Below are 13,319 nucleotides of genomic sequence, written 5' to 3' on the forward strand. Positions count from 1 at the left end.
CTCTCGTCGCCTGAAGTTGATCAGGCACCTGGGAAGCCATGGGACATGTTCGTACGCCTGTTATTAAAAGGGAGTCAATAATATAATAAGCAAATGCTGTGCCAATTATTGTAATCTTGCTAAAACAAAGGATTACCTGTCCACCCCTGCTTTTCAGATGTAAGAGTGTAAGAAATTTCGGCAAATAGTGGGTCTATCTGGTCATGCCGTCTGGCAAAAGCGGAAAAAACGCAGCTTCCCTTCAAGCTTTCGTTGGGCGCACATTCATTCATTTTTTCTTTCATGAGCTTAACCATTTCTCTTTCTGCTTCTGCTCGCTCCTCGCTTGCCTCAAAAGCCCGAATGCGTTTTACTAGGAGAATGGAGGGTATTGCAGCGGAACTGTTCAGCTATACTTTATAGGGACAACGACTGCACCACGAGGAATAAAGTAACCAATATCGGGAAAGGCTGATACCAGGAAGAGCGGAAAAGCTTATCCTGACAAGTGTTTCCTGAGGATAATCATGATGCCGGAGAATCAGGGCAGCAATTCACCGTTGGTATTGCGCCGTGTTACCGGTGCCAAGGGAATTCCGTGCGTGATAGTTGAAGGGAACTGCACCCTCACTGCTATCGGCGAGCGGATTCAACAGATTGCTACGGAGATCTCCCAGCTCGCAAACGAACCGGAACTGCGGTGGGATCTTACCCAGGTGGCACAGATGGATGACGCAGGGGCTGTTCTCCTGTGGCGCGGCTGGGGTGGCCATCAGCCCCGATACCTGTTTGTAAAACCTGAGCACCAAAGGTTTTTTGAGCGCCTGGAAGAAATGCCGGCACCTCCCCCTCCGGTAATGCGGGATCGCCTGTGGCCAATTACGGTGCTGGGAAAGGCAGTTTTCCTGTTTTGGACGCATCTGGTCGGCCTCGTGATTCTGGCGGGCCAACTGGTGCTGGAAATAAAGTATCTGGCAGGCCGCCCCTCGCGAATACCGTGGCGCGAAATTTCCGCGAATCTGTACCGGACCGGAGCACAGGCACTGGGTATCACGGCACTGGTCGGATTTCTCATCGGTGTGGTGTTGAGCTACCTCTCTTCCCGTCAGTTGCAAATATTTGGAGCGGATATCTTCATCGTCAATATTCTGGGCATCAGCGTTATCCGGGAGCTTGGACCCATGCTTGCCGCCATCCTGGTGGCCGGTCGTTCCGGTTCATCAATGACCGCGCAATTGGGCGTAATGCGGGTAACCGAGGAACTGGATGCGCTGACGGTCATGGGTATTCCCCACAGTCTTCGGCTGATCCTGCCGAAAGTGATCGCCCTCGGTCTTGCGATGCCACTCGTTGTGCTATGGACCAGTGCTGTTGCATTGATAGGAGGAATGACCGTTGCCGAGCTCCAGCTTGGGTTGGGCTACAAGTTTTTTCTGAGCAGGCTTCCGGATGTGGTCGCCGTCTCCAACTTATGGCTGGGATTGGGCAAAGGGATTGTATGCGGGATGGCAATCGCCTTGATTTCTTGCCACTTCGGTCTGAGAATCAAATCAAATACGGAAAGCCTGGGCGAAGGTACAACGAACTCGGTCGTCACATCCATTACCGTGGTAATTATTATCGATGCAATTTTTGCCGTGATCTTTTCGGATATGGGATTAAGGTAAAGCGGGAGTCGCATGCCGGAAGATAACTGTATTATCGAGGTGGAGGGGTTGTATACCCGGTTTGGCAACCACGTCGTGCATGAAAATATCGGGCTTTGCGTACAGTGTGGAGAAGTATTGACGCTGGTCGGAGGCTCCGGTAGCGGAAAGACGGCGCTCATGCGGCAGATGCTCGGCCTTGAGACACCCGCGCAAGGCACGGTGCGGGTTTTCGGAGAACCGTTGCGCGACCGGACTCGCCAGCAGATACAGAACATGCGAAACCGCTGTGGTGTATTGTTCCAGAAAGGCGCGCTGTTCAGCGCGTTGTCGGTCTATGACAATATTGCCCTGCCCATGCGCGAGTTGCGCACGCTGGACGAAGACATGATTCGCGATCTCGTGATGCTCAAGCTTGAAATGGTGGAAATCGCGCCTGTCCATGCAAACAAGATGCCTGCCGAGCTTTCCGGCGGCATGATCAAACGCATCGCGTTGGCGCGCGCAATGGCGCTTGATCCGGAGCTCCTGTTTCTGGACGAGCCAACGGCGGGGCTCGACCCGGAGCTGAGCGAGGGATTCGTCAAGCTCATCAAGACGATGCAATCCGAGTTGACATTTACGATTGTCATGGCGACTCACGACCTCGACACGCTGGTTGCGCTTTCCGATCGTGTCGCGGTGCTGGCCGACAAACGCCTGGTGGCGTTGGGAACCCTGCGAGAGGTAATAAACACCAACCACGCTTTCATTTCGAATTTTTTCTGCGGCGTGCGCGGCAGGAAAACATTGAGAAACAACAGCAGCATCTTATAGGGGGGGCGATTATGGAAAACCGTGCCCATGCCTTGGCAGCGGGTTTATTCGTAATTATTCTGAGTACGGCACTGGCGGCTGCCATCATGTGGTTCGGGGGCGACACCATGATGCGTGCCAAATACATGCTCGTGTCGGAGGTTCCGGTCTCAGGTCTGAATTCTCAGGCAACGGTGCGTTACCGGGGAGTAACGGTCGGTAAAGTCGAGAATATCAAGCTGGATAAAAAGGATCCGCATAAGATTCTGGTTCAGATCGCAGTGGACAAGAACGTGCCTTTGACCCGGAATGCATTTGCCCAACTGGGTTACCAGGGTTTGACGGGTCTGGCATACGTGCAGCTGAATGATGAGGACGGCGAGGCCGAACAACTGGAAACCGACTCGGATGAACCCGCACAAATTCCCTTGCGCCCCTCGTTATTCGACAGCATCACAAGTTCGGGCCAGCACCTGCTTGGCACTGCCAACGTATTGATCGAAAGAATGAATCTCCTCCTCGAAGACGAGAATCGGACGCGATTCATGCATATACTGGAAAATACGGAAAAGGCGACAGGCCGCCTGTCCAGGGTTCTCAGCCAACTGGAGCCCGGGCTCAAAACAATCCCCGGGCTCACTGCCGAAGCAAGTTCCGTGATGAAAAATGCCGACCGGCTTGTAGTCGACCTCAACCAGATCACCTCCAGGCTGAACCGGCAGGGAGGAGCCATCGATGGCCTTTCCGTGGCCACGGTAGAGCTGGGCGAAACCATGCGGTCATTGCGGGAAGCAACGGAAGGTATCAAAAATACCACCCGCAGCGTCGACCGGGTGCTATTCCAACTGGAAGATCAGCCGGCAAGCCTGCTATTTGGCCGCCCTCCGCCGCCGCCGGGTCCCGGAGAGGCAGGTTTTGTACCGCCAGGAAATAGATGAGATGAAAAAATACTTGGTTCTTGCAGTGGCAATTGCAGCGCTGGCAGCGTGCGCCGCTATTCGTAATCCAGCACCGGTAGCGATATATGATTTCGGATTACAGCCCTTCCCTGCCCAGCTCAGCGCGGATGACGCGGGGGGAAACAAGCAACTGCGAACAAGTCTGCTGGTCGCTGAAACCATTGCACCTGCCTGGCTAGACAGTACGGCGATTCATTACCGGCTAGCCTACGATGACCCCACACGGTTTTTCGCTTACCGCAGCAGCCGCTGGGCCTCCACACCTGCAAAGCTGCTCACGCAACGCGTCAGAACACGCATTGCCGCCATTAATGAACGGGGAGTGATGAACCCTGGCGAAGGTACACGCGCAGATTATATATTGCGGCTCGACCTGGAAGAATTTGCCCAGGTGTTCGATACGCCATCCCGGAGCAGCGCTATTGTGCAACTTCGCGCCAGCCTTGTCGATCGCGCCACGCGTTACGCGGTTTCCCAGCGCAGCTTTGGGGTAGAACTGTCCGCGCCAACGGCGAATGCCGCAGGCGCCGTAAAAGCCCTTACGGAGGCGAGTGACCAATTGATTGAAAGTCTGATCGAATGGCTTGAGCAGGAACTTCGAGATAAAGGAAAGGAAGGTTTTTCGGAAGGATGATTCGCGTAAGCACGGAGCTCCAGCCACACCGCTCCCCTCGCTGCAAAATCCCCAATGCCCTTACCAATGAGCGGCTGGATGACAGCGCGAGTACGGGAATCAGACACAAAGCCGGGTTAAACTGCTAACCTGTCAGCCTGGACGCTTTTAAGCCTCAAACGTCGTCTTTCAGGTACCGCATTTGCATTTGTATGAGGAAATATTTATGAAACGTTCACTTACCCTGGCCGCGAGCTTGCTTGCGCTGTCACTGCTCAACGCTTGCGCAGGCAAGGTTCCCCTGCTGAAAAGCAGCTCACCCGCAAAATCCGCTGAACCCGGCTACCCGACCATAGAGCGGCTGGTCGCGGGATGCGCAGAGGGTGAAAAGCCGTTCGATTGCGACCGGCGCGCTATACTCGCTATGCAGGGTGGATATGAGGTCCAGTTTAAATTCGACGAAACCGTCGTACTGCAACCGGGCTACAAGCGCTCAGAACCGAAGCGCAGCATGGGATTCGAGTTCGTGCTCCTGGTGGAAGATACTGGCCGCAAGATTTCACTGCAACACATCCTGGTGATGGGTGATGGCACAGTCACCAAGCACTGGCGCCAGGACTGGGTTTATGAAGCGCCGACGCGCTGGGTCTACACCGGCAGCCAGCGGTTCGAGCAACAAAAGCGTGATCCTGCTGAAGTACCGGGAACATGGACACAACTGGTTTACGAAGTAAACGACGCGCCGCGCTACTCGGGCAATGGCAAATGGAACCATCGATACGATGTATCGACCTGGACTTCTGAGCGCAACTGGCGGCCGTTACCGCGCCGTGAGTACACCAAGCGCAGCGACTACCAGATCATCAATACAGAGAATCGCCATACTATTGCACCCCAGGGGTGGACTCATGAGCAGGACAATACCAAGGTCATCCAGACGCCAGATGAGAAGGATGCGGTATTGGTGCGCGAGTTCGGTTTCAATGAATACCGGCGCATCAAAGGCTACGACTTTCAACCTGCGGTAAACTACTGGAATGGTACTTCCGCCTTCTGGGCAGATGTGCGCAAACGGTGGGAAAACGAGTTCACCACCCATGGCTCGATTACGCTATCGGTTGTCCCTGGTGATGAGTCCTTTAACATGGCGGTCCTCGATCTCGCCGATGCGTACAGGAAAAACCCACAGGCCGATATCTACCAGAAAAAGCTCGACGATATCTTCAGCAAATACGTCAACGTCAGGAAGACACAGACCGGCTCAGATAAGCAGGCAGATCCATCTACTTGAGCGTGCCAAACACCCTGCGGACCAGTTCGTTATCCTGCTCCGCAGGGTTGTCGCGTATGGCCTGTTCCTTCTCTGCCATCAGCAGGTAGATTCCGTCCAGGGTTTTTTGCGTGACATGATTTTCTATATTTGCGTGCTTTTCCGAAATCAATCCGAGCTTCGCGCCCTTTCCGGCAAAGTCATTGTATTTTTTCAGCACACCTGCCTGCTCAGTCGCTTTTTTTACGATCGGCAAAAATTGATCGGAAAGCGAATCGGATGAGGTGTTACGGAAGTACTGCGTCGCTCCGCCGTCTCCCTCAGCAAGTATCGCTTTCGCATCATTGACAGGCATATCCTGCACCGCATCTATCAGCAATGCCCTTCCTTCCGCTGCCGCTGTTTCAGCCGCGTGATTCATGGCCGCGATCAACCCATCAGCATGTTTGTTCATACCCACGGAGCGCATCAAACCCTCTGCTTTCTGCAGAGAGACGGGTAATGGAATTTTTGCTTTGGGATGATGGAGAAAACCGTTTGGAACTCCAAGTGTGTCTATCGCCGCATTCACACTCAGTGTAAGTGCTTGCTTCAGACCATCGGTCGCCTCTTCATCTGCAAGAGTATCACTTGCTGCAGCGGAAACAGGGATGGAAACGAAAAAGCAGGTAACAATAGCAGGAATGATGTGCATTGGAGTAACTCCTGTCGGGTTTGCGTAACCGGCCTTGAAATTCCTCTCTCGGCTGATTCTCTTCGCTAAAACCGCTACCTCTGTATGATGCCTGCCTCATGAGCCTGCTGATCCGCATGATAGCTGGAGCGGACCATGGGCCCGCAAGCGGCATTGCTGAAACCCATTTCGATTGCGGCACGTTCAAATTCCTTGAATGCTCCCGGGGTGACATAGCGCATGACAGGAAGATGCCCGATGCCTGGCTGCAGATACTGGCCAATGGTAAGCATCTCGACATCATGCTCGCGCAAGTCGCGCATCACGTCGAGAATCTCCTCGTCAGTTTCTCCCAGTCCCAGCATCAACCCGGATTTCGTGGGGATGTCCGGAAAACGCGCCTTGAAGTCCTTCAATAACCGGAGCGAATGGGTGTAGTCCGCGCCCGGACGGCACTGCCGGTAGAGGCGAGGTACCGTTTCGAGATTATGGTTCATAACATCGGGCGGGCAAGCAAATAATTTTTCCAGCGCAATATCCAGTCTCCCGCGAAAATCCGGCACCAGGATCTCTATCTTTGTCTGCGGCGAATGGGCTCGAACCTCGCGGATGCAATCCACGAAATGCTGGGCTCCCCCGTCCCTGAGGTCATCACGGTCAACACTCGTGATAACCACATATTTCAACTTCATGGCGGCAATGGATTGCGCAAGGTGCAGAGGTTCTTCGGGATCCGGGGGACGCGGCCGGCCATGCGCCACATCGCAGAAAGGGCAGCGGCGGGTACAGAGATCGCCCAGTATCATGAAAGTAGCAGTGCCTTTGCCGAAGCATTCCCCGATATTGGGACAGGAAGCTTCCTCACATACCGTGTGCAGCTTCTGCTCCCGCAAAATCCGCTTGACCTCATAAAACTCCTGGCTGTTGGAAGACCGCACTCTGATCCAGGAAGGTTTACGCAGCAACTGATCGGGAGATTGCGGCGCGATTTTGACCGGATTGCGCGCGGTTTTTGCAACGCCTTTCTGGCGACTTTCAATTGTCATGATAAGGAAGAAACGTCTTTTTGATATTGATCCATATCAATCCGGAATATCCGGATCGGTTGATATTCATCTTTAAAATACTCTCGAAATCATTGTTCCAGCCTGCCCCTCAGTTTTTCGGCAAGCTTTCCTTGCAGCGTTTCCAGCTCGTCGGTTATACCGAGATCGCTGGTTTGCGTAACCCTTAACCCTGCATAGCCACAAGGGTTGATAGCCATAAACGGGGCGAGGTCCATGCTGACATTCAGAGCCAGGCCATGGTAGCAGCATCCATTTTTTATCTTCAGCCCCAGTGCCGCGATTTTTGCTCCGCCAACATATACCCCCGGCGCATCCTCGTTGCCGCAGGCATCGACACGATACTCATTCAGCAAGTCTACCACGGCGCCCTCCATTTTTCTGACCAGGTCGCGCACGCCTAACTTGAGGCGTCGCATATCCAGCAACAGATACGCAATAATCTGACCCGGGCCGTGATAGGTGATTTGACCACCACGATCCGTGCGTACTACGGGAATGCCTGGATTGTAGAGCAAATGCTCGGGTTTGCCGGCAACACCCTGGGTATAGACCGGCCAATGTTGCAACAGCCAGATTTCGTCAGAGGTATTTTGCGTGCGACTTGCCGTGAACGCCTTCATCGCCTGCCAGATGGAAAGATAATCCATCACAGCAGCATATCTGACTTCAAGTCCTGAAGTAGTCCTGTGCACGGAAGAGAGTGCGGACACCAAGCTAACGGGCTGTATCACGGATAGAAGCTTCCTGAATCCGGAACAGGAATCGCGGAACAGGAATCAGAAACTCGCTAAAGTACCATTACCACTGTAGGATGATCGCACAGTTCCTGATATAGCGCATCCAGTTGTTCGCGAGAAACAGCACGAATCGTACACGTAAGGCTGAGATAATTGCTTTTTCTGCTGATTCTTGCCTCCATGGTCGCCTCGTCAAAATCCGGAGCGTGGCGCTTTACAATCGCCAGTACGTTCTGTGCAAAATCCTGCCGCCGATATTCCAGTGTTGCGGCACTGGGTGGAGTGCCGGACGGCGATCCGACACGCCCCATGATTTTAATCGGGAAATCGCAGGGATATTCGATCAGGGTGCTCTCGTCAGACGAAGTCACAGGTTTCACGACCTTCAGGATATCGAAGAGTTGCCTCGCATGGTGGTTTGTTTATAACTTTGATAGAGCTGGTAAAGCAATGCAAATATTTTGCCGGGTTTTCCCTCACCCACCGGTTGGTCATCGAGACGGGTAATCGGCATGATTTCTTTGGTCGAGGATGTCAGCAAAAGTTCCTCGGCGGTGCGTACCTCATGTTCCGTAATCGCGCGAACTTCATGGGGAATGCCATTCGCCTGCGCCAGTTCCAGCACTACGTCATAGGTGATGCCCGGCAGCATCAGGTGATTCTTGGGGGGAGCCAGCAGAACTCCACTTCTTACGACAAAAATATTGCTTGCCGCCCCCTCGGTCATGAAACCGTCGCGAAACAATACCGTTTCCAGGGCGCCTTCATCGATCGCCATCTGCCGCAGCAGTACATTGGGCAAGAGCGAAATTGCCTTGATATCGCAGCGCAACCATCGGTTATCATTGGCCGAAATCGCCACCGCACCGGTATGCAGCAGCCCGGGCGGCGGCGTCAGCAACGGATTGCTCATAATGAAGACAGTGGGCGCGACACCTTGTGGAAAGGCATGGTCGCGCCGGGCGACCCCTCGGGTAATATGCAGATAGATATACTGATCCTCGCCTTCATTCAGAGCGACGAGTTGTTCCAGCAAATGTGTCCATTCGCTGTCCGAATGCGGATTTCGCAGGCGAATGCCATCAAGACTGTGCTGGAGGCGGCGCAGATGCTCAGCCAGACGAAAAGGTTTGTGGGAATAGACAGGAATAACCTCATATACCCCATCACCAAAAATAAAACCCCTATCCAGGACAGGGATACGTGCTTCTTCGATTCTAAGGAAATCGCCGTTGAGATAGATCATGATCAGCCTGGAGAGCTCGGGATTTTTGCTTCTAGTTAAACAGAAGCCGCATGCTATCCCACGCCCGGCCAAAAATATTCGCGGCGCTGACGGTTTCGAGCGCTACCAGCGGATGTTCAACCACCTGCTTCCCTTCGAGCGTAAACTTCACTGTGCCAACTTTTTGACCCGCAGTGACGGGAGCGAGAAGTGGCTGCTTATATTCCATCCTGGCCTTGAGCTTGTCAGTCTGGTGGCGAGGAAGCGAAAAATAAACATCATTTCCGAATCCCGTCCTGAGTTTGTCCTGGGCGCCTTTCCATAATGGGATAGCAACCACCTCCTGCTCTCCCGGATAGAGACGAACAGTGTCGTAGAACTGAAAACCATAATTCAGCAGGCGCTGGCTTTCCATCGCACGTGCGCTCTCCGAGGCGGTTCCCATCACCACCCCAACCAACCGACGCTGTCCCCGCCTGGCTGAAGTAATGAGGCAGTAACCGGCTGCTTCAGTGTGTCCTGTCTTCATCCCGTCGACGTTCGGGTCAAGCCAGAGCAGGCGATTCCGGTTCGCCTGAGTGATTTTGTTATAGGTATATTCCTTGAGGGAATAGAGCGGATAATATTCTGGAAAATCGCGGATGATAGCGGTCGCGAGCAAGGCGAGATCGTACGCTGTGCTGTAATGATCCGGGCTCGGAAGTCCGGTTGAATTGGCAAAACGCGTGTTCTTCATACCCAGGCGCACCGCCTCCTTGTTCATCGCTTGAGCGAATGCCTCCTCTGATCCTGAAACGGCCTCCGCCAGTGCAATGGACGCATCGTTTCCTGACTGCACGATCATGCCGCGTATCAATTCACCGACCGTTACCGGCTTCTTCGGCTCGATGAACATGCGGGAACCTTGCGCTCGCCATGCACGTGCCGAGACTGGCACAGCTTGCGTCAAGGTAACACGTTTCTGATACAGGGCTACAAAAACCACGTAAGCCGTCATCAGCTTCGTCAGCGACGCCGGTTCGACGCGTTCATGGGCATTTTTACTCACGAGCACCTGCCCGCTCTGAAGGTCGGCAAGCATGTAAGACTTGGCGGCGACGGAGAGGGTTTGCGGCGGCGTGTGAAACTGGGATTGCTGAGCGGCCAAGGGCAGGGCAAGCAGACACAGCGATAAAGGAAGCAAGCGTCTCATGGCAATCTGCAAAAAAGCGTTATTATATCCCAGCCATACCGAAGACGTTATCCGCCGGGGTTCTGAATCATTGACGTCCTCCCCCGCCTAAAGTCAAGGGATTCCCGCGGCGCTCAGACATGGTAGCAAAGGTTATCCCGTGCTGTCGCAGGCCGCCCACGGTGTCTTCAGCAAGAGGAGCGAATTTAAAAGTACCACGCTCCGAATGGCTTTCCCGGCTCTACTTTTCGGCGCGGTTACGCCCGCACAAGCTGAATCCATCGTTCCATCCCAGCCGGTACTGCTTGTCTCCTGCAAACCTCTGCTCATCCTTCGCTCCGTTTGCAGTCTTCTTCGCAGTCTCACAACCGTCGATATAGCCATCCTTGAAACTGGGCGAATAACCGGTAAGGTTGTAAACCGGCCGGGTAGGCTGTGGCGCGGGTGAAGGCGGAGGCGCCGTCGAAGTCGGAGGTGGCGTCGAAGTCGAAGGTGGCGGTGAAGGTGGAGGCGCGGGTTGCGATTCCTTCTGACTTGTAGTGGTAGGAGTGCAACCCAGAATCGTGATGACCAAAAGAATTGCCGCGATTGCTCGCATTGTGCTTCCCTCGTTCAGAATGAGATATTTTGCAGGCATTTGAGTTCGTTGCGCATTCTGTTTTTTCAACGTCTGCGGTTACCGCCGAACATGCCTCCCAGAATGCCGCGGAAGATTTCACGGCCGGCACGCGAGCCGATAGAGCGCGCCGCGCTGCGTGCGGCAGTATCAAGAATGCCGGGTTTATATCCACCGCGCGGGCCGGTTTTGCCGAGCAGCATATCACCCAGCACATCCATCATACCCTCTTCGGATTCGGCCTTTTTTGTCCTGCCACGGACGGGAGCTTCCTCATTTCCGGCATTCTGGATATTCTGAGCCCGGCCTTTGAGTACTTCGTATGCGGACTCACGGTCCACCTGTTGCTCGTAATGACCGAAAATTACGGAGGATTTGATGATGCCCGCGCGTTCCTCATCGGTGATCGGTCCTATCCTCGATTCAGGTGGCAGGATAAACGCTCGCTCAACCATGGCGGGACGGCCTTTCTCGTCCAGCAACGAAACGAGCGCCTCACCTACAGAGAGCTCACTGATCACCTTTTCGGTGTCCAGACCGGGATTCACCCGCATGGTTTGTGCAGCCGCCCGCACCGCCTTCTGATCGCGCGGCGTAAACGCGCGCAAGGCATGCTGCACGCGATTGCCGAGCTGTCCCAGAACGGTTTCAGGAACATCGAGAGGATTTTGTGTTACAAAATACACGCCCACTCCCTTGGATCGTATCAACCTCACGACCTGTTCTATTTTCTCCAGGAGAGGACGGGGCGCATCATTGAACAGCAGATGGGCTTCATCAAAGAAAAATATCAGCTTCGGTTTCTCAGGATCGCCTATTTCAGGAAGATGCTCGAACAACTCTGACAGTATCCACAGCAAAAAGGTGGAATACAATTTGGGAGCGTTCAGCAATTTGTCGGCTGCGAGGATGTTTATCATCCCCCGCCCCCTGCTGTCCACCTGCATCAGGTCATGAATATCGAGCATCGGCTCGCCGAACAGGATATCGCCGCCCTGCTGCTCGATCCCCAGAAGCGAACGCTGGATGGCACCGATCGAGGCGGCGGAAATGTTACCGTACTGCACCGTGAAGTCCTTCGCGTTGTCGCCGACAAACTGCAGCAGTGCGCGCAGATCCTTCGTGTCGAGCAGCAGAAGCCCGTTATCATCCGCAATCTTGAATACCAGTGTCAGTACGCCCTGCTGCGTTTCGTTCAGATTGAATAACCGGCCCAACAGCAGAGGGCCCATGTCGGATATGGTGGTTCGCACGGGATGTCCGGCTTTTCCGTAAATATCCCAAAACGTAACCGGATATGCAGTCCATTCAGGTTCTGGAAGGTGGAGTTGCGCAAGCCGCTCCTTCATTTTGACTGAAGCGGTACCGGGAAAGGAGAGCCCCGCCAGATCACCCTTTATGTCCGCCATGAATACGGGCACGCCGATCGACGAGAAGCGTTCTGCCAGTACCTGGAGCGTAACGGTCTTACCTGTGCCGGTCGCGCCCGTGATCAGGCCATGCCGGTTGGCGAAGCCAGGCAATAAACCAAGGGGATGGTCGGATTGCGCGATCAGCAACGGTTGTGCCATAGTGCCCTCATAAATGCGGCTTACAAACTCTGTATATCGGCTGTATGCGAACTGTATCAGTTTTTCCTTGCCTGCTCACCCCGCCCAGCCAGCGATCTCGAGCAACAGCAGCAGGATGAGCCATAGCACCAGGGTGCGCCAGATGAGACCGACGGTGCCCTGCAGAAAATCCATGTCGGCTTCTTCACCCACGCCTACCTCGGGGCGGTGATATGCACCGGTCTCTTCTCGCAGTGGATCTCCCAGGCGCACGCCAAGCGCACCTGCGCCACTGGCAAGAATGATTCCCTGGTTCTGATCCGCCCATGATGCCGCCTGCGCGCGCCAGCAATAAACCGCATCCTCGAAGTTGCCCGCAATGGCAAAGCTCAGCGCTGTTACCCTCGCGGGCAGCCAATCGATGACGTAAAACGCCTTTACCGCAAAAACACCAAAGCCATCCGGGCGCTCCCCCCAGGCGTCATTCAACAATTCCGCAAGACGGTAGAGCATGGGCCCGAGTGGCCCAGGCAGCAAGGTGAACCAGACGATGACGCCAAGCATGCTACGATGAGCATGGATCAACCCCAGCTCGATGGCAATCCGCGAAATATCCTCACTGCTGACACCATCCCCCTCCATCCCGTAGTATTCCTTCAAGAGATCGCGTGCAAGCGGTAAATCTTCGTTCCTGAGCGCCTCCTTTATTTCGGTCAGGGAATAGCTGAACTGGCGAAAGCCCGTGGTGAGATAAAGTATTGCCACATTCCACGCCCATGCCAGCAGCGGACTGACTCCATATAGTAAATAATAAACCAGGAGGGAGAGTATCAGGAAAGGTCCTGCCGCGGCTACCCAGGCAATGATGCCGTGCCGATGGATGCCGGTGTTGAAATGACGCTCCAGTAAATCGGCATAGGAGAGGAAAGAGGAAACGATACGCTTGCGCGTGCTGCCGGAGCGCCATTGATCCAGCAGAAGAGCGAAAATCAACGAAAGAAAATTCATTGCGAGAAAA

Annotated in this window: 14 protein-coding genes; 5 read left to right on the top strand and 9 right to left on the bottom strand. The window is 54.2% G+C overall.

Going from position 1 to position 13,319, the window contains the following annotated elements; genetic code table 11:
* The first annotated feature begins 509 nt into the window (after positions 1-509).
* From ACZ5BW_RS10470 to ACZ5BW_RS10490, 5 genes are all read left to right on the top strand, one after another.
* Positions 510-1,646 carry an MlaE family ABC transporter permease gene (locus ACZ5BW_RS10470; RefSeq protein WP_464543690.1) on the top strand — a complete coding sequence of 379 codons (1,137 nt, stop codon included), beginning with the start codon at positions 510-512 and terminating at the stop codon, positions 1,644-1,646.
* Positions 1,647-1,658: 12 nt separating this feature from the next.
* Positions 1,659-2,441, top strand: coding sequence for an ABC transporter ATP-binding protein (locus ACZ5BW_RS10475; protein ID WP_464539651.1), 783 nt, complete (start codon positions 1,659-1,661; stop codon positions 2,439-2,441).
* Positions 2,442-2,452: 11 nt separating this feature from the next.
* Positions 2,453-3,358: an MlaD family protein gene (locus ACZ5BW_RS10480; RefSeq protein WP_464539653.1), complete on the top strand. Its 906-nt coding sequence runs from the start codon at positions 2,453-2,455 to the stop codon at positions 3,356-3,358.
* Position 3,359: 1 nt separating this feature from the next.
* Positions 3,360-4,013: an ABC-type transport auxiliary lipoprotein family protein gene (locus ACZ5BW_RS10485; RefSeq protein ID WP_464539655.1), complete on the top strand. Its 654-nt coding sequence runs from the start codon at positions 3,360-3,362 to the stop codon at positions 4,011-4,013.
* A gap of 205 nt (positions 4,014-4,218) precedes the next feature.
* A complete protein-coding gene (locus tag ACZ5BW_RS10490) occupies positions 4,219-5,283 on the top strand; it encodes a DUF6607 family protein (RefSeq protein ID WP_464539657.1) in 1,065 nt (354 codons plus the stop codon).
* Here the strand turns inward: ACZ5BW_RS10490 and ACZ5BW_RS10495 are convergent.
* From ACZ5BW_RS10495 to ACZ5BW_RS10535, 9 genes are all read right to left on the bottom strand, one after another.
* On the bottom strand, positions 5,276-5,956 hold the full coding sequence (locus tag ACZ5BW_RS10495) for a DUF4197 domain-containing protein (RefSeq protein WP_464539660.1): 681 nt from the start codon (positions 5,954-5,956) through the stop codon (positions 5,276-5,278). The genes ACZ5BW_RS10490 and ACZ5BW_RS10495 overlap by 8 nt on opposite strands.
* Positions 5,957-6,030: 74 nt before the next feature.
* Complete coding sequence (gene lipA / locus ACZ5BW_RS10500) at positions 6,031-6,981, bottom strand: lipoyl synthase (RefSeq protein ID WP_107762562.1); 951 nt, start codon at positions 6,979-6,981, stop codon at positions 6,031-6,033.
* An 89-nt stretch (positions 6,982-7,070) separates the two neighbouring features.
* A complete protein-coding gene (gene lipB / locus ACZ5BW_RS10505) occupies positions 7,071-7,649 on the bottom strand; it encodes a lipoyl(octanoyl) transferase LipB (RefSeq protein WP_464539663.1) in 579 nt (192 codons plus the stop codon).
* Positions 7,650-7,789: 140 nt separating this feature from the next.
* Positions 7,790-8,119, bottom strand: a complete 330-nt coding sequence (locus tag ACZ5BW_RS10510; protein ID WP_464574143.1) for a YbeD family protein — start codon at positions 8,117-8,119, stop codon at positions 7,790-7,792.
* 5 nt (positions 8,120-8,124) lie between these two features.
* Entirely contained in the window at positions 8,125-8,985 is an 861-nt protein-coding gene (locus tag ACZ5BW_RS10515) for a D-amino acid aminotransferase (RefSeq protein WP_464539665.1), read from the bottom strand.
* 31 nt (positions 8,986-9,016) lie between these two features.
* The gene (locus ACZ5BW_RS10520; RefSeq protein WP_464539667.1) at positions 9,017-10,156 is read right to left on the bottom strand and encodes a D-alanyl-D-alanine carboxypeptidase family protein; all 1,140 of its coding nucleotides are present in this window, start codon (positions 10,154-10,156) and stop codon (positions 9,017-9,019) included.
* Between the two features lie 220 nt (positions 10,157-10,376).
* Entirely contained in the window at positions 10,377-10,772 is a 396-nt protein-coding gene (locus ACZ5BW_RS10525; RefSeq protein ID WP_464539669.1) for a hypothetical protein, read from the bottom strand.
* 26 nt (positions 10,773-10,798) lie between these two features.
* Positions 10,799-12,322 carry a helicase HerA-like C-terminal domain-containing protein gene (locus ACZ5BW_RS10530; protein WP_464539671.1) on the bottom strand — a complete coding sequence of 508 codons (1,524 nt, stop codon included), beginning with the start codon at positions 12,320-12,322 and terminating at the stop codon, positions 10,799-10,801.
* Between the two features lie 75 nt (positions 12,323-12,397).
* On the bottom strand, positions 12,398-13,309 hold the full coding sequence (locus ACZ5BW_RS10535) for a CobD/CbiB family protein (RefSeq protein ID WP_464539673.1): 912 nt from the start codon (positions 13,307-13,309) through the stop codon (positions 12,398-12,400).
* Between the last annotated feature and the right edge of the window lie 10 nt (positions 13,310-13,319).

The sequence above is a fragment of the Nitrosospira sp. TNL300 genome (genome assembly GCF_055385915.1).

Bases quoted from the DNA above. Each gene is read 5' to 3' on its own strand.
- ACZ5BW_RS10530 (WP_464539671.1), bottom strand. From the start codon at position 12,322: ATGGCACAACCGTTGCTGATCGCGCAATCCGACCATCCCCTTGGTTTA.
- ACZ5BW_RS10525 (WP_464539669.1), bottom strand. From the start codon at position 10,772: ATGCCTGCAAAATATCTCATTCTGAACGAGGGAAGCACAATGCGAGCA.
- ACZ5BW_RS10520 (WP_464539667.1), bottom strand. From the start codon at position 10,156: ATGAGACGCTTGCTTCCTTTATCGCTGTGTCTGCTTGCCCTGCCCTTG.
- ACZ5BW_RS10485 (WP_464539655.1), top strand. From the start codon at position 3,360: ATGAAAAAATACTTGGTTCTTGCAGTGGCAATTGCAGCGCTGGCAGCG.
- lipB (WP_464539663.1), bottom strand. From the start codon at position 7,649: ATGGATTATCTTTCCATCTGGCAGGCGATGAAGGCGTTCACGGCAAGT.
- ACZ5BW_RS10495 (WP_464539660.1), bottom strand. From the start codon at position 5,956: ATGCACATCATTCCTGCTATTGTTACCTGCTTTTTCGTTTCCATCCCT.
- ACZ5BW_RS10490 (WP_464539657.1), top strand. From the start codon at position 4,219: ATGAAACGTTCACTTACCCTGGCCGCGAGCTTGCTTGCGCTGTCACTG.
- ACZ5BW_RS10475 (WP_464539651.1), top strand. From the start codon at position 1,659: ATGCCGGAAGATAACTGTATTATCGAGGTGGAGGGGTTGTATACCCGG.
- lipA (WP_107762562.1), bottom strand. From the start codon at position 6,981: ATGACAATTGAAAGTCGCCAGAAAGGCGTTGCAAAAACCGCGCGCAAT.
- ACZ5BW_RS10535 (WP_464539673.1), bottom strand. From the start codon at position 13,309: ATGAATTTTCTTTCGTTGATTTTCGCTCTTCTGCTGGATCAATGGCGC.
- ACZ5BW_RS10480 (WP_464539653.1), top strand. From the start codon at position 2,453: ATGGAAAACCGTGCCCATGCCTTGGCAGCGGGTTTATTCGTAATTATT.
- ACZ5BW_RS10515 (WP_464539665.1), bottom strand. From the start codon at position 8,985: ATGATCTATCTCAACGGCGATTTCCTTAGAATCGAAGAAGCACGTATC.
- ACZ5BW_RS10470 (WP_464543690.1), top strand. From the start codon at position 510: ATGCCGGAGAATCAGGGCAGCAATTCACCGTTGGTATTGCGCCGTGTT.